The following is a 17,848-nucleotide window of genomic DNA, read 5'->3' as shown; positions in this document are numbered from 1 at the left end:
GGGCTGATCGTGCCGGGGGCGGCACGATCAGCCCTGGGACCAGCCCAGTGTCAGCCCTGGGGGCAGCTCTGAGGTCAGCCCGGTGTCAGCCCTGGGGGCAGCTCTGAGGTCAGCCCGGTGTCAGCCCTGGGGTTCCTCCGCCGGGCAGCCGATGCCCTTGGCGGGTACGGACGCCGAGATCAGGTAGCTGTCCATGGCGGCCGTGGTGCAGGTGGTCATGCCGTAGACGCCGTGGCCCCAGCCGTCGTAGGTGAGCAGGGTGGCCTTGGGGCCCAACTGACGGGCCACGTTGGCCGACCACGCGTACGGCGTGTCGGGGTCGTGCCTGGAGGTGGCCACCAGCAGCGGCGTGCTGCCCTTGTACCGCAGCGGGTGCTGGGGGTTGTTGACCGGATGGCCCTGGCAGATCGGCATGTCACCCATCGGCATCGGGTTGTAGCGCATGTCGGGGGCCACCGCGTTGGAGGCGCGCATCACCTCGGCGTACTCGGCGTAGCCCCGCAGCGACAGGTTCCAGTCCTGGCACAAGATCGCGGTGGGCAGTTCGGCGTACTGGCCGTTCACCGGCCAGTTGCCGGGAGGGCCGGGCATGTCCTCGGGCACCGGGCCGCCCGCCAGCGCGAGCAGCACCTTGGCCTCCAGCCGCCAGGCGGGCGCCTCGTTGAGCACCACGCCCAGCCACTGCAGGTTGTGCGCGCTCACCGGGCGGCCGTCGCCCGGCCACAACAGCTGACCGCGGCCGGCCTTGGCCAGCAGCCCCTTCCACAACGCCCGGATGTCGCGGCCGCGCAGGACGCAGTCGCTGTCGCGCTCGCACCAGGCGATGAACTCCTCGAAGCTGTCCTGGACGGTGGCGGCCTCGCTCACCTGGAACGCCTTGACGTCCAGGCTGTGGTCCATGTTGCTGTCCAGCACCATGGCGCGGATCCGGCCCGGGAACAGCTCGGCGTACATCTGCTGGGCCAGCGTGCCGTAGGAGACGCCGTAGGAGGTCAGTCTGTCCTCACCCAGCGCGGCGCGGATGGCGTCCATGTCGCGGGCCACGTTGACCGAGTCGAGGTGGTCGTACAGGGGGCCGGTGAGCTTGCGGCAGTCGGCGCGCAGCCTGTTGTCGAAGGCGACCCACGTCAGGTAGTCGGCCTGGCTGGTCATGACCGGGTAGGGCATCTGGTTGTACACCGAGGCCGAGCAGGTCACCGAGCGGCTGCGGGCGACGCCGCGGGGGTCGTAGCCGACGATGTCGAAGCGCCGCTGGATGTCCTGGCTGAAGCCGGAGGGGCGCAGGATGTCGTTCACGCCGGAGTTGCCGGGCCCGCCGGGGTTGGTCAGCAGGGAGCCGATCCGCGCCGACGGGGTGGTGGCCTTGCGGCGGGCCAGGGCCAGGTCGACGGTCGGCCCGTCGGGCTCGGACCAGTCGATGGGCACGGCCAGCGTGCCGCACTCGACAGTGGGTTCTTCCTCGCACGGCCCCCAGGTGATGCCGCGCTTGCCGACGGCATCCGTGACGTCCTGCCGGGTCACCGCCGCGCCGGCCGTCCCCGCCATGGGGACGGCTAACAGCGTCGCCATCGCCATGAGGGCGGTGGCGAGCAGGGATGTTCTTCTCAGCACATTGCTCCTATCGTCGATCGGCACGTCGATCGGCGGGCGGGGCTGCTCGCACGGCGCGTGATCGGGCCCCCTGGCCTGGCCGCGGAGCATCGCCCGTCCTGCCTCAGCGGTCTGTTGCGGGGCCGCTGCCGTGCCTCTCCTTGATCACGACTCGGAATCTAACAGGCGAAGGACGCGCCGGTGGACATTACGTCAGAATCTGGACACATGCGGGTGCGGGGGTGTCAGGGTCTTACGGACGTGACCCGTTCGGCTCCATGGCGCGACGGTGCGGACCCGCCCTCCGGCTCGTGACCGTTCGCCACCTCGGGCGCTTCCCCGGGCACCTGGTGACGGGTCCAGCCTGGCAGGGCCCGCCGAACCCATCACCACGTGCGAGTCAGGCGCCGGTGATCGCCTCGTCCGAGCGCAGGGTCTCGGTCCGGGTCCGCAGGAACGTGCGCAGGGTCTTCGCCTCGGCGTCGACCTCGGCGGTGTCGCCGCCGTCGTTCAGCTTGTAGGCGGCGACGAGGTCGTCGAGCAGGCCGGAGGCGGCGCCGCTGCCCAGCAGCTTGGTGTACAGGGCGCGGTACTGCTCCTCGTACATCTTCTTGAAGGTGGCGTTCTTGAGGAACTTCTCCTTCAGGGGGTGGCTCATGCCCATCATGCCGCCGCCGGGACGCCCCTGCCCGCCGCCGGGCGCGGTGAGGCCCTGGGGCGGCTGCCCCTGCCAGGGTTGCGCCGGCTGACCCTGCTGCTGGCCCTGCGGCTGACCCTGCTGCTGGTTCTGCGGCTGGTTCTGCTGGGGACGCCCAGGGCCGAAGCCGCCCATCCCGATCGTGTCGTGCACGCCGCTCTTGGCGTCGCCGTTGAAGGCGAGGTTGAGGTCCCAGGTGATGACCTTGAACTTCCTGGTGGCCGTGTCGTACCACAGGTAGTAGTTCTTGCCGGGGCCGGCCATGTCGTCGAAGTTGATCATGATGTGCTGCAGGGCCAGGTAGCGGGCGAACGAGGTCACGTCCAGGCGGTCGGCCAGGCCCTCGGCGAACTCGGCGTCGGAGGCTTCGCCCGTCCACCTGACCAGGTCGATGACCGGCTGCAGGTCCTTGCCGCCGACCTTGTTGATCTGCTTGAAGTCGCCGGCGTACTCGGTCTGGTCCTCGCCCTTGTAGGTGAAGGAGCCGGTGGCCAGCGACTTGTACAGCACCCCGTCGCCGAGCTCCGCCGCGTAGCCCTCGTCCAGGTACTCCACCACCAGGCGCGGGGTGGACGCGCGGCCGTTGACGGTGAACGAACTGTAGGCCGAGCGCTGGGTCGGCTCACCGGAGGCGCCGACCAGCGCGATGCCGAGCGCTTCGTTCAGCATCGTCGTCGAGCCCATCGCGGCCGGCCGTACGGCGACCTGGGTCCGCCCCTGGTAGCGGCGGCCCTCCACGAACTCGTCGAAGCTGATCAGCCAGGGCAGCTTCTCCGGCTCCTCGGCCTTCAGGGAGGCGCCGGGCATGCCGCCGCCGCCCTGCGGCTGCCCGTTCCGGGGTTGCCCGTTCCGGGGTTGCCCGTTGCCGGGCGGCGGGAAGCCGCCGGGCACGGCCCGCCGCTTGGACTGCCCCTTCCAGGTCAGCTGCCCCAGCGTGGAGTTGCCCTTGAGACGGACGCCGACGCTCGGGACGCGGGTGCCGTCGATCGTCAGGTCGGCTTCGACGTACTTCTTCTCGCCGTCCTTGAAGTACTCGCTCAGCATGTCCTGGTAGGCCTCGTCGGTGAAGGTGAGCTCCACCTCGTGCGCGGTGGAGGCGTCGAACAGGTCCTTGGTGCCGGTCAGGTTCGTGGTGACGGTCCTGGCCTCGGCGGCCTGAGCGGTGGTGACGTACGGACGGATCGTGCCGCTGCCGAAGACGCCCCAGCAGGCGGCCAGGAACGCCGCGCACAGCGCGACGAGCCTCCAGTTCTGCCGGAGCCTGACGGGGACACGGTGCTTGAGCCGCTTGGTCTGTGCCATGTGCCGGGCCTACAGGTCGGTCTGGTCGTACCCGGTCAGGACGGTGACCGACTGGCCGTGGTTGCGCTCGCGCAGGGCGGTGATCAGGTCGCCCGGCTCACTACCCTTCTTGATCTTGACGGTGTACATGAGCTCGGTGAGCGCGCCCGCCCTGATCGACTCCATGCTGACCAGCTCGAACTCGTCGGTGTGCCGGACGAGCACGTCCTGGATCGAGGCGGCGAGGTCCTCCTGCGAGGGAACCTGGACCTTCACGACCTGACGCCGCACGTCCAGCTGGAACCAGTCGAACCGGTGCATGACCATGACGATCAGCGAGATGGCGACGGCGGCGACGACGCCCAGCAGGTAGAAGCGGGTGCCGACGGCCATGCCGACGCCCATCACCAGGAAGATGAACCCGACGTCGCGGGTCTCCTTGATGGCGTTGCGGAACCGCACCACCGACAGGGCGCCGACCAGGGCGAAGGCGCGGGCGATGTTGGACCCGACGACCAGCATGATCAACGAGATCAGCATGCCCAGGACGACCAGCGTCTGGACATAGGACTGGCTGTAGGACACGTTGCGGTGCGTGGCCCGGTACACCCAGCCGATCATGGCGCTGAGCACGAACGACAGGGCCATCGCGACGGCGATGTCGGCCACGCTGAACGTGCCGGACAGGTCCTGGAAGGAGAAGTCCATCGGGGTCATGCCTCCGGAAGAACGGTCGACGGGACGAGATCGTGGTCGGGAACGTGGAAGATCGAACGCGGCGCCAGCCCGTGGGCCTCGACGCTCTGGCAGTACTTGGAGACCCGCACCACCTGCAGGTTCCGCTTGGCGGTCAGATCGGTCAGCCAGTACGGCACGCGCTCGTCGGCCTTGACCTCCACGATCGACTTGCCCGCCGGGACGATGAACCGGTTCTCGGCGTCGGCGCCGAGGTGGAAGTCCCGGTCACGGCCGCGGATGCGCCGGTCGAACGTCACCCGCAGGCCCACGTCGGCGTCGCGGCCGAGGTAGGCATGCCGCTGGTAGCCGGTCATCGCGACGGGCCGCAGGTCCAGGCGCAGCACCAGGTCGAGCACCTCCTCCAGGAAGGCCCGCTGGGACGGGTCGTGCTCGACCATCTGCCGCCCGTCGCACAGGCGCAGCGCGTCGGCGTACGCCAGGGACACCCGCCGCTTCTGGGTGACCCGGTTGACCCGCTGCTTGATCTCGACGAACACCGGCGTGGCGCCGTCCACGCGCCAGCGGTCGCCGTAGTGGCGCACCCGCAGCTTCCTGCGGAACTTCAGCCCTTCGATCTTCTCCCAGTAGAAGCGCAACTGCCGGGTGTCGTAGTAGACGCTCCAGATGCCGTAGCCCGCCTCGCCGCTGTGCTGGTCGCGATCGAGCCGCTGCTCGATCTCCTCCCGCAGCGCGACCGCCTCCCAGGCGTCCACGAGGTACTTGATCTCGTAGCGGTTGAAGGCGTGCAGCTTGCTGGGGGCCCGCAGCCGGTGGCCCTGGTCACCGACCGCCTCCGACGGCGGCTGACCGGCCTGCTCAGCTGCGGAAACGGCTGATTTGCGGAACCTTTTCAGCAATGTCCCTCCCTTCGTCAGCACACATCTGACCGCACGAAGCTGGGAGCAATGTGTGAACCGCACCTGACGAGAGGATGAACGGCCGGAGTGCTCAGCCGTCGCGATGCTGCTCAAGGGGCAGCAGCACACGGAAGGCGGTGCCGCGCCCCGGAACGCTGGTCACCTCGATCCGGCCGTCGTGCGCCTGCACGAGCGCCGCGGCGATGGCCAGGCCCAGCCCCGTTCCACCACTGTCACGGGAACGGCCGGGATCGGCCCGGTAGAAGCGGTCGAACACGTGCGGCAGATGACCGGCCTCGATGCCCTGCCCTTCGTCGCGCACCTCGACCAGCGCGGCCCTGGCGTGCGGAGCGGGCCCGCCGCCGACGTGCACCACCCCGGCCGCGGGAACCCCGGCCACGGCGCGAGGGGCCACCTCCACCCGGATCTCCGCCTCCGCAGCCGTGTGCCGCATCGCGTTGCCGACCAGATTGGCGATGACCTGGTGCAGCCGATGTTCGTCGCCCAGCACGAACACCGGCTCGGCCGAGACGACCAGCCGGATCGGCCGCTCGCGGTCGCGGGCCTGAGCGGCATGAACGACATCCCCGGCCAGCACGTGCAAATCCACGACGGTGGGCGCCAAGGCGGGCTCCTGGTCCAGCCGCGCCAGCAGCAGCATGTCCTCCACCAGGACGCCCATGCGCTCGGCCTCGGCCTCGATCCTGCGCAGCAGCCGCTCGGCCACCGCGTCCCGGGGGCCCTGGCCGTGATGGTAGAGCTCGGCGAAGCCCCGGATGGAGGTGAGCGGGGTGCGCAGTTCATGGGAGGCGTCGGCGACGAAACGGCGCAGCCGCTGTTCCGACTGCCGGCGGGCGCGCAGAGCGGCCGACAGTCGCTCCAGCATCGTGTTGAGCGTCTGGCCGAGCCGCCCGATCTCGGTGCGCGGATCGGCATCGGCGACCCTCCGGTCCAGATCACCGGCGGAGATCGCCCGCGCCGTGCGCTCGACGCGCGTGAGCGGGCGCAGGCCCAGCCGCACCACCGCCCAGGCCACGGCGCCCAGCAGCACGAGCACCAGCGCTCCCGCGGCCGCCTCGATGACCAGCAACTGCCGCACGGTGGCACGGTTGGCCTCCAACGACATCGACAAGGCGACGCGCTCGCCGTTCGGCAACTGCCTGAGCAGCACCCGCCAGTCCTCCCGCCCACTCCGGTCCTGCACCGTGAACGGCCGGTACGGCACCGACCTGACCGCCTCGGCCGGGACCTGCGGGCCGCCCGTCGCGTCCGCGGGGACCAGCCGAGCCAATCGCCCGGCACGGTCATAGACGGCGATCCGGAACTGGGTCGGCAACTGGACGCTCCCGGGCGGCGGCGGAGGCCCGATCGGCGGCCGGCGGGCAGAGGTGGTCGCGGAGAACTCGGCCAGCTGCGCATCCACGCGCGACAGCAGCGACTGCTCCAGCATCACGGTGCCGGCGACCGCGAAGACGGCCAGCCCCGCCGCCGCCAGGCCGAGCAGAGCCACCAGCAGCCGCAACCGCAACGGCCACGGACGGCGAGCCACCCTCACGACGTGCTCTGCAGCCGGTAACCCACGCCACGCAGAGTGTGGATCAGCGGCGGGCCACCGGCGTCGATCTTCCGCCGCAGGTAGCTGATGTAGGACTCGACGATCCTGCTCTCGCCGTCGAAGTCGAAGTCCCACACGCGGTCGAGGATCTGCGCCTTGCTGACCACCCGTCCCGCATTGATCATCAGGTACCTGAGCAGGCTGAACTCCGTCGGCGACAGGTGGATCGGCCGCCCGGCCCGGCGCACGGTATGGGCCTGTACGTCCAGCTCCAGGTCCGCATACCGCAGGACGCCGTCGTCGGCCTGCTCCTCCGGCGGGCGCGTCCTGCGCAGGATCGCCCGCAACCGCAGCACGACCTCCTCCAAGCTGAAGGGCTTGGTCACGTAGTCGTCGCCGCCGGCGGTCAGCCCCGCGATCCGGTCAGGCACCGCGTCCTTGGCGGTCAGGAAGAGCACCGGAGGGCTGTCACCGGCCGCACGAAGCCTGCGCGCCACCGTGAACCCGTCCAGGCCGGGCATCATCACGTCCAGCACGATGATGTCCGGCCGCTCCCGGGCCACCTCCTCCAGCGCCCGGCGGCCGTCCGAGACCGCCCGCACGGCGAAGCCGTTCAGCTCCAGGGCCTCAGACAGCAGCTCGCGGATGTTCGGCTCGTCGTCGACCACCAGCACCCTCGCGGCGGATTGTTCGTTCACCACATCGTTCTACCTGCACATGGTGAGAAAAACGTGTGAGCGTCCGCGACGCCATCGGCACAACCCCTGGGGGCCGCCGAACGGCGACCCGACCCAGAACTGTGCCTCAGCAGCTCAGGTCACGCTCGGGCAGGCGGCCCGTCACCAGGAAGTCGGTGACGGCACGGTCACCGCAGGCGTTGCCGTTGGCCAGATACACCCCGTGACCACTGGAGTCCACCGCGACCATCCGGGCCCGCTGCCCGAGCGCCGCACGCATCTTCAGCGCCCCGCTGTAGGGCGTGGCCGGATCCCGCAGATTCTGGATCAGCAGGACGTTGGCCGGACCCCGCGAACCGATCCGCGTGGCTCGCTCGGCAGGCCGGAACGGCCAGTACGCACACGGCCCCAGATTCACCGGCATGCCCGCCGTCAACGGGTAGGCGGCCCGGCTGCGCCGCACCTGCTGCTCGTGCCGGGCGAGCGAGCTCGGCCACACCACGTCGTTGCACATCGTGGCACCGGCGTGCGCGGCGGTGTTCTGCAGAGCGGCCTGCGGCGGCTGGTTCGGCGCGGGCAGCTCGTCGCCGCTCAGCGCGGCCTTCAACAGCCCGGCCAGCATCGGGTAATTCGCCCGCGAGTACAGCGCGTTGAGCAGGGTCTCCCGCAGCAGGTTGCCGGTCAGCCGCTGCTCCGGCCCGGACCCCGGCCAGGCGAGCGGCTCACGGTCCAGCCGGGCGGCCAGCTCCAGGAACGTCCGGCGCACCGCGGCCACGTCGGCGCCCAGTCCGTAGTCGCCGTCACGCGCGGCCGCCCACGCGCCGAAGTCGGGGAAGGCGTCCTGCACACCGACGGCGTAGTTGGCCAGCCACTGGCGCGCCACCTTGTGCGGATCGGGGTCGTCATTGCTGTCGAGGATCACCCGATCAGTGGTGCCGGGGAACATCGTGGCGTGCACGGCGCCCGCGTAGGTGCCGTACGAGACGCCCCAGTAGGAGATCTTGTCCTCGCCGAGCGCCACCCGGATCCGGTCGATGTCCCTGGCGTGGTTGCGGGTGCTGATGTGCCGGATCAGCGACCCGCCGTTACGGGCGCACGCCTCGGCGATCCGGCGCGACCACGCCGCGTTCCCGGCGATCCCGCCGTCGGCGTCGGGGTAGGGCTTCATACGCGTCAGCGACAGGTCGGCGGGCGCGAGCCCGCAGGAGACCGGCGAGCTCTTCCCGACGCCACGCGGGTCGAACCCGACGATGTCGAAGCGGTCGAGCACGTCCTTGGGCAGCTTCTTCACCAGGGTGCTGGGCCGGTTCAGCCCCGGGCTGCCCGGACCGCCCGGGATGATCAGCAACACGCCACGGCGCACGTCGGGGCGAGCCGTCCTGATCCTCGACACCGCCAGCGTGACCGACGGGCCGCCGACGGCGGAGTAGTCCATCGGCACCTCGATCGTCGTGCACTCCTGGCGGGGATCGACGCCCTCGCCCGGCCGGCAGGAGCTCCACGAGGTGACGGCGGCGTGCGCCGGAGCCGCGAGGACAGTGGCCGTCAGGGCGGACGCGGACAACAGGGCAAGGGATTTCATCAGGGGCCTTTCGGTTCCGGTGGGGACGTCCACGACTCTGCCGGGTCGTTGATCGCCGAACCAGAGACCTCGTCACCGGCCGCCCGTGACCTCATCACGAAACCGACAAATCACCCACCACCGGAACCAGTACATCCGTCACCAACTTCCCAGGAGGCGTACACCCCGGATCCGACACATACACCTCCCGCACCGCACCCCTCACCACCAGCCGCCGCTCAGCACACCACGCCAGCACAGCATGCACCGTCAACGCGATCTGGTCATAAGGCCCCACATGAGTCGCCCGCGCGAACACCCCACCCGGCAACACCCCCACCTCGAAACCCTGACCGACCTCCCCCTCGTCGTCCAGCAACAACGCCACCCGGACGTCCACCACCTCACCCACATCAACCGGAAACAACCCCACCAACCGCACCGGCCCGAACCCCTCCGGCAACCCCGCCACCAACCGCGCCACCGCCGCGGACGTAGCCCGCCCCACATCCTCCAACCCCGCCGCCCGCTCACCCGCGAACGCCGCCCGCCCCCCGCCCTGCCGCACCACATCCACCTCAGCCGCCGGCAACCCCACAGCCAGCACCCGCTCCAACGACGCCAACGTCCGCCGCCGACGCGCCAACTCCACCTCCAACGACACCCGAACCGACTCCAAAGCCCCCACCTCCCCCGACAACACCCGCCCCACCACCGCCAACGGCACATCCAACGACCGCAACAACCCGATCGACAACGCCTCCCGCGCCTGATCGGCCCGGTAATACCGGTAACCCGTCACCTCATCCACATACGCCGGACGCAACAACCCCAACTCGTCGTAATGCCGCAACTGCTTCACACTCAACCGACCAAGCCGCGCAAACTGCCCAATCGGCAGCAACTCCTCATCCACCACCACACCCACCCTCACGTAACGTCAGACCCATGACCCTGTCCATCGGCCAAGTCGCCAAACTGGCCGGCATCACCGTACGAACCCTCCACCACTACGACGAAATCGCCCTCCTCACCCCCAGCCAACGCACCACCGCCGGCTACCGCCGCTACACCGACGACGACCTCCTCCGCCTCCAGCAAATCCTCCTCTACCGCGAACTCGGCTTCCCCCTCGAACAGATCACCCACATCCTCGACCACCCCCACACCGACCACCTCACCCACCTCCACCGCCAACACCAACTCCTCACCCGCAAAGCCCAACGCCTCCACCAGGTCATCACCAACGTCGAACGCGCCATCCAAGCCCACACCCACCACCTCACCCTCACCCCCGAAGAACGCTTCGACGTCTTCGGCCACTTCACCCCCGAAGACCACCACGCCGAAGTCCAACGCCGCTGGGGCCACACCGACGCCTACGCCGAAAGCCGCCGCCGCGCCGCCGCCCACACCAAGACCGACTGGCTCCAGCTCACCGCCGAAGCCACCGCCATCGACGACGACATGCGCGCCGCCCACGCCCGCGGACTCGCCCCCGACCACCCCGACGTCATGGACATCGCAGAACGCCACCGCGCCCACATCACCCGCTGGTTCTACGACTGCACGCCCGAACTCCACCGCGGCCTCGGCGACCTGTACGCCACCGACCCCCGCTTCACCGCCACCTACGACGACCGCGCCCCCGGCCTGGCCGCGTACTACCGCCAGGCCATCCACGCCAACGCCCGCCGCGTCTGACCTGGTTGCGGGTTTTTCTGGTCGGAAAAATTGAATCTTGTTCAGGTCCGGCACCTTTACAATGTAGATTTCTAAGCTGGGAGGTCCAGCGCGGCCGCCGTCAGTGCGCGCGCCCGGCGGGGCGAGGTCAACAGCTCCACCGTGTCCGACAACTGGTCCACGCACCCCGCCACCGGCAGCCCCCTGACCACCGGATCCGTCACCGACGCCATCAGCGACCGCGCGAACCGCTCCCCGCCGATCACCCGGAACGGCCGGTCGTGGAACCCCCGCACCCCCTCCTCCAGCCGCTCGGTCAGCGCCATGCGGTTCTGCAGCGCCGCCAGCCGTCCGTACGCCGCCGTCAGGCCCTCCTCCCGCTCGCGCCACGACCGCGCCGCCATCGCCGCCCCCAGCGCCTCGCCCAGCTCGGCCGAGCCCGGCAGCCGGGTCAGCGCGCTGCCCAGCCATTTGGGGTACGGCGGATAGCGGCGCCGCAGCAGCAACGCCAGCCGCATCACCTCCCGCGCCAGCCGCGCCCCCACCACGGCCGACCCCAGCTCGTCCCCCACCTCCGCGCACCGCCCCGGGAACGGCTCCTCCTGGCCGATGCGCTGCCACTGGCAGGCCAGCACGTACCGCCACACGTCCTGCGGATACCAGCGCAACGCCTTCCGAGCCGCCTCCAGCCCCACACCCGGCAACCCGTCGCAGAAGACCTCACCGCCCGTCACCTCGGCCAGCGTCTGCCATGGCACGGACAACCAGTCCAGCAGGGACACGCCCGCACGCGGATCGAACCCGAGCCGCCCGACCAGCCACTCCCCCAGCTCGGCGACCACCACCCCCGGCTGCCGCACCCCGTGGTACTCGAACACGGTGTCAAACCCCCCGAACCGGTCGGGCAGCCCCGCCGTCACCCGCTCCCGTACCGGCTCCACCTGACCGGCGGGCACGAACAGCAGGACCCGCGGCCCCCAGTCGTGGTCGGCCGAACGGGCCGTGTCGAACGCGAGCACCTCAGACCCCGGGCCGATCAGCGCGGCGCTGTGCCGCACCCCGGGAAGCAGCGGCGCGACGACTTCGCCGTAGAAGGCACGAGAAAGCTCAATACCAGGCACAAAGTTGGACATCACGCCGTCAACTCTGCACGAGCACCGCCCGAACCTCACCCGGTTTTCCCAGCGCCGATGACAGCGTGGTGACCGACCGGACACGCCAGGGGGAGGGACCCGTTGAGCAAGGTCGTCGCCGACATCTCGGTATCGCTGGACGGCTACGTCACCGGCCCCGACCCCGGCCTCGAACACGGCCTCGGCACCGGCGGCGAACTGCTGCACGCCTGGGCCCGCCGGCCCACCGACGTCGACGCGCGCGTCCTGGGCGGCGCGGTCCGCGCCACCGGCGCCGTCATCATGGGACGGCGCACCTTCGACGTGGTCGACGGCCCCTACGGGTGGGGCGACCCGCTCGGCTACGGCTCGGCCCGCGAGCAGGCGCAGGCCACGCCCGTGTTCGTCGTCACCCACGTCCCGCCCTCAGCGGTACGCCGGCCCGAACTGTTCACCTTCGTCACCGACGGCCCGGCCGCGGCCGTCGAGCACGCCCGCACCGTGGCCGGGGACGGCGACATCGTCTTCATGGGCGGCGCCGACCTGATCGGCCAGGCCACCGACGAAGGGCTGCTCGACGAGCTGCGCCTGCACCTGGTGCCGCTGCTGCTCGGCGCGGGCACCCGCCTGTTCGCCCAGGTGCGCCCCCGGCAGTGGGAGCCGGTCGAGACGCACTTCTCCCCCCTGGCCACCCACCTGACCTACCGCGCCATCACCTGACCCGCCGCCTTCGAGCGGGGGGTTCAGCCGGCGACGTGGCAGGCCAGCACCAGGCGCCGGCGGTAGCCGATCCGCTCGTACACCTTGATCGCCGCGGCGTTGACGTCGTCCACCATCAGCGCCGCGCGGCCGTGCGTGGCCACGAGCTGGGACGACATCCAGCCGCACACCCGCTCGGCCAGCCCCCGCCCGCGGAAGCGGGCGGCCGTGGCGACCCCGGCCAGCAAACCCACCGACGGCGCCGACCACGCGTCGGCCGCCACCGCCGCCAGCTCGCGCCCCACCCGCACACCCGCCCAGCGCCGCACCCCGGCCGCGCCCGGCACCGCGTACGACGAGGGCGCGTCCCCGGCCAGCAGCGCCGTGATCTCCTGCTCGGCGTCGCCGTCCAGCCAGCCGACCACCGGCGGCGGGCCGGCGTCCAAGGGTGCGGCGTCCAAGGGTGCGGCGTCCAGGCGCGAGGCGCCGGCCTGGCCGGCGCGAGCGCCGGCCGGCGGCCCCTGCAGGCTCATCCAGGAGAACGCGCCGCTCTCCCGCACGCCCTCCAGCCTCGCCGCGACCCGCCGCATCAGCTCCCGCTCGCCCAGCGGCCGGTAGGTGGGCCCCAGCTCGGCCAGCGCGTGCCGGACCAGCTCGGCCGCGTCGTCCGGGTCGCCCCACACCGCCAGCCGGTCGTGCCGGGCGATGCCCGGGGCGGCGGCCACCACCGCCTGCCGTAACGCCCAGGCGCTGGCCTGACCACTCAGGTCCTGGGCCGTCCACACGACCAGGTCGTCGTCGCCGCACGCGGCCCGCAGCGCGCCCGGGTCGCCGAGCCGGTGGATCACAAGATTTCGCCCGGCCGGTACGCGGCGGCCTGCGGGTGCTCGGCCACGACCTGCCCCACCTGCCGCACCACCTCGGCCACCTGCGCGGCGGCTGCGCCGGTGAAGGAGACCCGGTCGGCCAGCAGCGCCTCCAGCTCGGCGCGGTCCAGCGGGAAACGCTCGTCGCCGCCCAGCAGGTCCAGCAGCTCGTTGGACGCGCCCCGCGACCGCATCGCCAGCGCCGCCGCCACCGCGTGCTCCTTGATCAGCTCGTGGGCCTGCTCGCGGCCCATGCCGGCGCGCACGGCGGCCATCAGCATCTTCGTCGTGCCCAGGAACGGCAGGTAGCGGCCCAGCTCGGCCGAGATCACCGCCGGGAACGCGCCGAACTCCTCCAGCACCGTCAGCATCGTCTCCACCAGCCCGTCGAAGGCGAAGAACGCGTCCGGCAGCGCGACCCGGCGCACCACCGAGCAGGACACGTCGCCCTCGTTCCACTGGTCGCCGGCCAGCTCGCCCACCATCGAGGCGTAGCCGCGCAGCACCACGGTCAGGCCGTTGACGCGTTCGCAGGAGCGGGTGTTCATCTTGTGGGGCATCGCCGAGGAGCCGACCTGCCCCTCCTTGAACCCCTCGGTGACCAGCTCGTGCCCGGCCATCAGCCGGATCGTCCTGGCCAGCGAGGACGGGGCGGCCGCCAGCTGCACCAGCGCCGAGACCACCTCGAAGTCCAGGGACCGCGGGTAGACCTGCCCGACGCTGGTCAGCCGCCGGGAGAACCCCAGGTGGGCGGTGACCTTCTCCTCCAGCTCGGCCAGCCTGTCCTGCCGGCCGCCCAGCAGGTCGAGCATGTCCTGGGAGGTGCCGACCGGGCCCTTGACGCCGCGCAGCGGGTAGCGGCCGATCAGCTCCTCCAGCCGGTGGTAGCCGGCCAGCAGCTCGTCGGCGGCCGAGGCGAACCGCTTGCCCAGCGTCGTCGCCTGCGCCGCCACGTTGTGCGAACGCCCGGCCATGACGGTGGCGGTGTGCTCCTCGGCCAGGGAGGCCAGGCGGGCCAGCAGCGCCACGACGCGGTCGCGGACCAGCAGCAGGCTGTCGCGGATCTGCAGCTGCTCGACGTTCTCGGTCAGGTCGCGCGAGGTCATGCCCTTGTGCACCTGCTCGTGCCCGGCCAGCGCGTTGAACTCCTCGATGCGCGCCTTGACGTCGTGGCGGGTGACGCGCTCGCGCGCCGCGATCGAGTCCAGGTCGACCTGCTCGACCACCTTCTCGTAGTCGGCGACCGCGCCCTCGGGCACCGCCACCCCGAGCTCGGCCTGCGCCCGCAGCACCGCCAGCCACAACCGCCGCTCAGCGATGATCTTGTACTCGGGAGACCACAGGCGGGCCAGCCCGGGTGAGGCGTAGCGGGTGGCCAGGACGTTCGGGATGCGCGGCTTGGAAGTCACGTTGGACAAGTCTATTCACACCCCGTCACCCCCACCGCATCCAGCCCGCACAGGCTTCCCGGCGGCCGCGTCCGCCCTCACGCAGGGGCGCTGACCAGCGCCGTCACGCGCCCGGCCGGACGCGCGCCATGTTTCCGCCCGCCCTGGCCGGTAAGTACAGGAAGTCGCGAGGACCCGACCAGAAAGGCATGAACATGAGCACCGACGACAAGATCCGCAACAAGGCCCAGGAGCTCAAGGGACGCGCCAAGGAGAACATCGGCGACGCCACCGACAACGAGAGCCTCCAGGCCGAAGGCCGCGCCGACCAGACCGAAGGCGGCCTGAAGCAGGCGGGCGAGAAGGTCAAGGACGCCGGCAAGAAGGTCAAGGACGCCTTCAAGAAGTGACCGCCGCGGCCTTGGGGGGCGGCGCGGCGGGTCGTTTCGACCTCGCACCGCACCGCCTCCCCCGCTTCCCGGTCACCGGCCCCCGCTACCGGGCCGGCCGGACCGTCGTCGGAAGCGCGGGCCCCGCGTCGGCTAGCTGTTGCACTCCCGGGACAGGACCTTGCCGGTCTTGGCGTCCGTGCAGGTCTTGCACGTACGGTCCGGGCTCCCCGTGATCGGCTCCTTGGTGGTCTTGCACTCGCGCTCGGTCGACTGCTCCGGCTGCTTGGTCTTCTGCTCGCAGTACTGCTTCTTGTACCCGCCGCCCTTCTTGTCGCGGCAGTAGTAGCACCGCTTGTTGCCTTCCTCCAGGTATTTGCACTTGGGCGCGTTCCCGGCGGCGCCGCCCGCGGCACAGTCGGCAAGCGCGGCCGACGTGGCGGGCGTGGCGGTGGTGGCGTGGACTTTCTCCCCCAGTGCCTGCGAGGCCATCGAAGGGGCGAGGGCGGCAGCGACAAGGGCGCTCACGGCGCATGCTTCCTTGAACACGTTTCCTCCCACAGGACATCTTCCTCTGGCCCCTCCATCGTGACCCGCCATTACCGGCAACCGTCAAGGCGTCCGCCCGGAATTTGTTTTTCGCCCGCGAACGCATATCCGCCCCCGAAACGCTCACCCGCATTTCCATTGCGCCGCCGAAATCGCCGGCGAAGGCATTCTTTACTTCATGCCGCCCCTCTTTCCTTTTCGTTGCCCGCACGGACGACCGCTTCGGACCACCTCAGGCTGACCGGAGCGTGCGCTGAGGCCGGCGGTGTGGCGGGGGCGGCACGGCGGTTCACACTCGCCCCCCACAGCGCACCTCTTCTCCCCACCTCCCCGCCCGCCGACGCCTACGGGATTGGCGACGCCGTCATCAAGGCGTCTGCCGCACGCTGGATACTGCGCTCCCTGGACAGCCCCCACCTGCGGGCCCGTCCCGTTGGTGCACATGCACTCGCCACGCTGGCTGACGACCGGGAGAGGAACCGATTGATGCGCGTCGACGTTTTGTGCGCCCGTTTGTGCATGCTCTCGGCCTCTGAACATGACGTGAGCAGCGAGCCACAACGCACATCCCCTGACGAGCCATGCATGAGGCCAGTTCGACCATATGGCGTCTGATCCCTGCCCGCCTCAAGGCCGTGACTCCCCTTCCTGGCATGGCGGCGACCTCGACTTCACTGAGGTCCGACGCTGCTGGAACTGCCTGATGGGTCGCGCCGGCTACGTGGAGGGATCGCTGTCCGTGATGCCGACATGTTGATCATTGAGCTCTTTTCATCCTCGTTCACCAAGCGCCTTGGATGGAGGCCGATGTGGCACCGCCGTGCGGCCTGCCGGGCAGCGGTTCACCCGTTCTCCACTATCCGTTGGCCAGCCATGATGCTGCGGCTGCTGGATGAGGAAAGGCCGGCGCCGACCGCTGAAAGTGCGCCAGGCTTAGGGACATGACCACCAACAAGGTGCTGGATGACGCGGTACTCGCAGTACAAGGTGACATGGGCGTGACCGGTGTCGCCGGACGACTCGGCTTCGACATCCCGGAGTGGGACGAGCACGGTTACCTGCGCGTCGAATACAAGGGTCGATACTCCAGCCAAGGACTGCGTGCTGACGAAGAGCATGAACCGGTTGCCACCCTCGTGCTGATCGCCGGCCTGGCCCAAGCGGTGATCGCCGAGCAGGATGGGAAGGCCTGGCCGACCTGCCCGGCACACTCCTTCGGGCTGCATCCGGAACAGGTGGGCGGGGCAGCGCGCTGGACCTGCAAAGGCGGTGGGTGGCACGTGGTGGCCGCTATCGGAGAGCTGCGGTGAGCGCTTGTCATCCTGAGTAGCGGCCTTCTTGGATGAGTTGCAGGACGAGGATGGCCTGCACGATCGTGGTGGCGCGGTGCGGACAGCAACGCAGGCGGGCCAGGACCTTCCAGGTCTTCAAGGTGGCAACGGCGCGTTCCCCGCAGCCGCGGATGCGAGCGTGCGCGCGGTTGACCGAGCACTGATGGCGACAGCGGCGGCCGCAGCCGATGACCCTTGAACGGCGTGCGGATGCAGCCGCCCGCGCCTTGATATCCCTTGTCGGCGAAGGTCTTCACTCCGGCGGTGGTCAGCGCGTCGATCAGGCCGGTGGCGCGTGCTGCAGTCAGGTCGTGCGGTATCGGAACTCCTCCGGCTGATTACCTTCAATACCCCCTGAAACCCACTACCAAGCCATATGCAGGTGCAGGCTGCGCTCCGAGTATCGCCTGGACGGTCTTCGTAGACGTCTCTCCGAAGGTTGCTGGATTCGAGATGATGCTTGACAGATACGTTTCTTCAAGACGAGGAGAAACAATCGAACCGTCCAGCCTCAGCTCGAATTCGGCAGTGTTGTGCAACCATGACTTGCGCGCGTCATGGCCGAGCGGCTGCAGGCGGAAGCGAACCTTTCTTATCTTGTCCAGCCCCCCACGCTCGCACGACAGGATGTCGTCGAATAATCTCCCGACTCGCGAACATGATAGGCAGGATTGGTCACCTTTGCCGCCCCGACCAGAGTGAACTTGGTCCGATCGAGGCCGCCATTGCACCCCAGGGCCCAGGCCAGAGGCCCCAAACAAGCCCCGAGAATGCCGCGCATATCATGGCTGCAAGGACAGCCGTCCGTCGAGTCGCGCGTGTGGCCGTTGGCCGGTCGCACCTCTCTCAAGATCCGTATCCTGGATGCCGACGAA

At 70.1% G+C, this 17,848-nt stretch carries 16 protein-coding genes and 1 pseudogene; 4 read left to right on the top strand and 13 right to left on the bottom strand.

Annotated elements, in window-relative coordinates; genetic code table 11:
• Positions 1 to 120 precede the first annotated feature (120 nt).
• The 8 genes from AB0C33_RS12860 to AB0C33_RS12825 form a co-directional block, all read right to left on the bottom strand.
• Positions 121 to 1,611, bottom strand: coding sequence for an alpha/beta fold hydrolase (locus AB0C33_RS12860; RefSeq protein WP_358286681.1), 1,491 nt, complete (start codon positions 1,609 to 1,611; stop codon positions 121 to 123).
• Positions 1,612 to 1,990: 379 nt separating this feature from the next.
• Complete coding sequence (locus AB0C33_RS12855; protein ID WP_358286679.1) at positions 1,991 to 3,589, bottom strand: CotH kinase family protein; 1,599 nt, start codon at positions 3,587 to 3,589, stop codon at positions 1,991 to 1,993.
• Positions 3,590 to 3,598: 9 nt separating this feature from the next.
• Positions 3,599 to 4,285: a DUF4956 domain-containing protein gene (locus tag AB0C33_RS12850; RefSeq protein ID WP_358286677.1), complete on the bottom strand. Its 687-nt coding sequence runs from the start codon at positions 4,283 to 4,285 to the stop codon at positions 3,599 to 3,601.
• Positions 4,282 to 5,163, bottom strand: coding sequence for a polyphosphate polymerase domain-containing protein (locus AB0C33_RS12845; protein WP_358286675.1), 882 nt, complete (start codon positions 5,161 to 5,163; stop codon positions 4,282 to 4,284). The genes AB0C33_RS12850 and AB0C33_RS12845 overlap by 4 nt, the downstream gene beginning before the upstream one ends.
• A 91-nt stretch (positions 5,164 to 5,254) precedes the next feature.
• Entirely contained in the window at positions 5,255 to 6,718 is a 1,464-nt protein-coding gene (locus AB0C33_RS12840; protein WP_358286673.1) for an ATP-binding protein, read from the bottom strand.
• On the bottom strand, positions 6,715 to 7,416 hold the full coding sequence (locus tag AB0C33_RS12835; protein WP_358286671.1) for a response regulator transcription factor: 702 nt from the start codon (positions 7,414 to 7,416) through the stop codon (positions 6,715 to 6,717). Before AB0C33_RS12835 ends, AB0C33_RS12840 begins: the two co-directional genes overlap by 4 nt.
• 106 nt (positions 7,417 to 7,522) lie before the next feature.
• On the bottom strand, positions 7,523 to 8,977 hold the full coding sequence (locus AB0C33_RS12830) for an alpha/beta hydrolase (protein ID WP_358286669.1): 1,455 nt from the start codon (positions 8,975 to 8,977) through the stop codon (positions 7,523 to 7,525).
• Positions 8,978 to 9,071: 94 nt separating this feature from the next.
• Positions 9,072 to 9,875: a MerR family transcriptional regulator gene (locus AB0C33_RS12825; protein WP_358286667.1), complete on the bottom strand. Its 804-nt coding sequence runs from the start codon at positions 9,873 to 9,875 to the stop codon at positions 9,072 to 9,074.
• Positions 9,876 to 9,904: 29 nt separating this feature from the next.
• Here AB0C33_RS12825 and AB0C33_RS12820 point away from each other — a divergent pair, with 29 nt between their 5' ends.
• A complete protein-coding gene (locus tag AB0C33_RS12820) occupies positions 9,905 to 10,660 on the top strand; it encodes a MerR family transcriptional regulator (RefSeq protein ID WP_358286665.1) in 756 nt (251 codons plus the stop codon).
• A gap of 71 nt (positions 10,661 to 10,731) precedes the next feature.
• On the opposite strand, the gene AB0C33_RS12815 is transcribed toward AB0C33_RS12820, so the two are convergent.
• Positions 10,732 to 11,772: a DUF4037 domain-containing protein gene (locus AB0C33_RS12815; protein ID WP_358287566.1), complete on the bottom strand. Its 1,041-nt coding sequence runs from the start codon at positions 11,770 to 11,772 to the stop codon at positions 10,732 to 10,734.
• A 102-nt stretch (positions 11,773 to 11,874) separates the two neighbouring features.
• Here AB0C33_RS12815 and AB0C33_RS12810 point away from each other — a divergent pair, with 102 nt between their 5' ends.
• Positions 11,875 to 12,471, top strand: a complete 597-nt coding sequence (locus AB0C33_RS12810; protein WP_358286663.1) for a dihydrofolate reductase family protein — start codon at positions 11,875 to 11,877, stop codon at positions 12,469 to 12,471.
• Between the two features lie 23 nt (positions 12,472 to 12,494).
• Here AB0C33_RS12810 and AB0C33_RS12805 read toward each other — a convergent pair whose 3' ends face one another.
• Entirely contained in the window at positions 12,495 to 13,298 is an 804-nt protein-coding gene (locus tag AB0C33_RS12805) for a GNAT family N-acetyltransferase (protein ID WP_358286661.1), read from the bottom strand.
• Positions 13,295 to 14,725 (bottom strand): adenylosuccinate lyase, encoded by a 1,431-nt coding sequence (gene purB, locus AB0C33_RS12800; RefSeq protein WP_358286659.1) that lies wholly within the window; start codon positions 14,723 to 14,725, stop codon positions 13,295 to 13,297. The genes AB0C33_RS12805 and purB overlap by 4 nt, the downstream gene beginning before the upstream one ends.
• A gap of 194 nt (positions 14,726 to 14,919) precedes the next feature.
• On the opposite strand from purB, the gene AB0C33_RS12795 reads away from it, so the two are divergent.
• Positions 14,920 to 15,114: a CsbD family protein gene (locus tag AB0C33_RS12795; protein WP_352350685.1), complete on the top strand. Its 195-nt coding sequence runs from the start codon at positions 14,920 to 14,922 to the stop codon at positions 15,112 to 15,114.
• A gap of 132 nt (positions 15,115 to 15,246) precedes the next feature.
• On the opposite strand, the gene AB0C33_RS12790 is transcribed toward AB0C33_RS12795, so the two are convergent.
• Entirely contained in the window at positions 15,247 to 15,621 is a 375-nt protein-coding gene (locus tag AB0C33_RS12790) for a hypothetical protein (protein WP_358286657.1), read from the bottom strand.
• A 962-nt stretch (positions 15,622 to 16,583) separates the two neighbouring features.
• On the opposite strand from AB0C33_RS12790, the gene AB0C33_RS12785 reads away from it, so the two are divergent.
• Entirely contained in the window at positions 16,584 to 16,952 is a 369-nt protein-coding gene (locus tag AB0C33_RS12785) for a hypothetical protein (protein WP_358286655.1), read from the top strand.
• A gap of 7 nt (positions 16,953 to 16,959) precedes the next feature.
• On the opposite strand, the pseudogene AB0C33_RS12780 reads toward AB0C33_RS12785, so the two are convergent.
• A pseudogene (locus tag AB0C33_RS12780) lies at positions 16,960 to 17,287 on the bottom strand (transposase family protein); the annotation flags it as partial.
• Between the last annotated feature and the right edge of the window lie 561 nt (positions 17,288 to 17,848).

The sequence above is a fragment of the Nonomuraea sp. NPDC048881 genome, from assembly GCF_040649795.1.
In the GTDB taxonomy this organism is placed as follows: Bacteria; Actinomycetota; Actinomycetes; order Streptosporangiales; family Streptosporangiaceae; genus Nonomuraea.
Note: the sequence above shows the minus strand (reverse complement) of the source record. Positions and strands in the feature narration are given on the sequence as shown.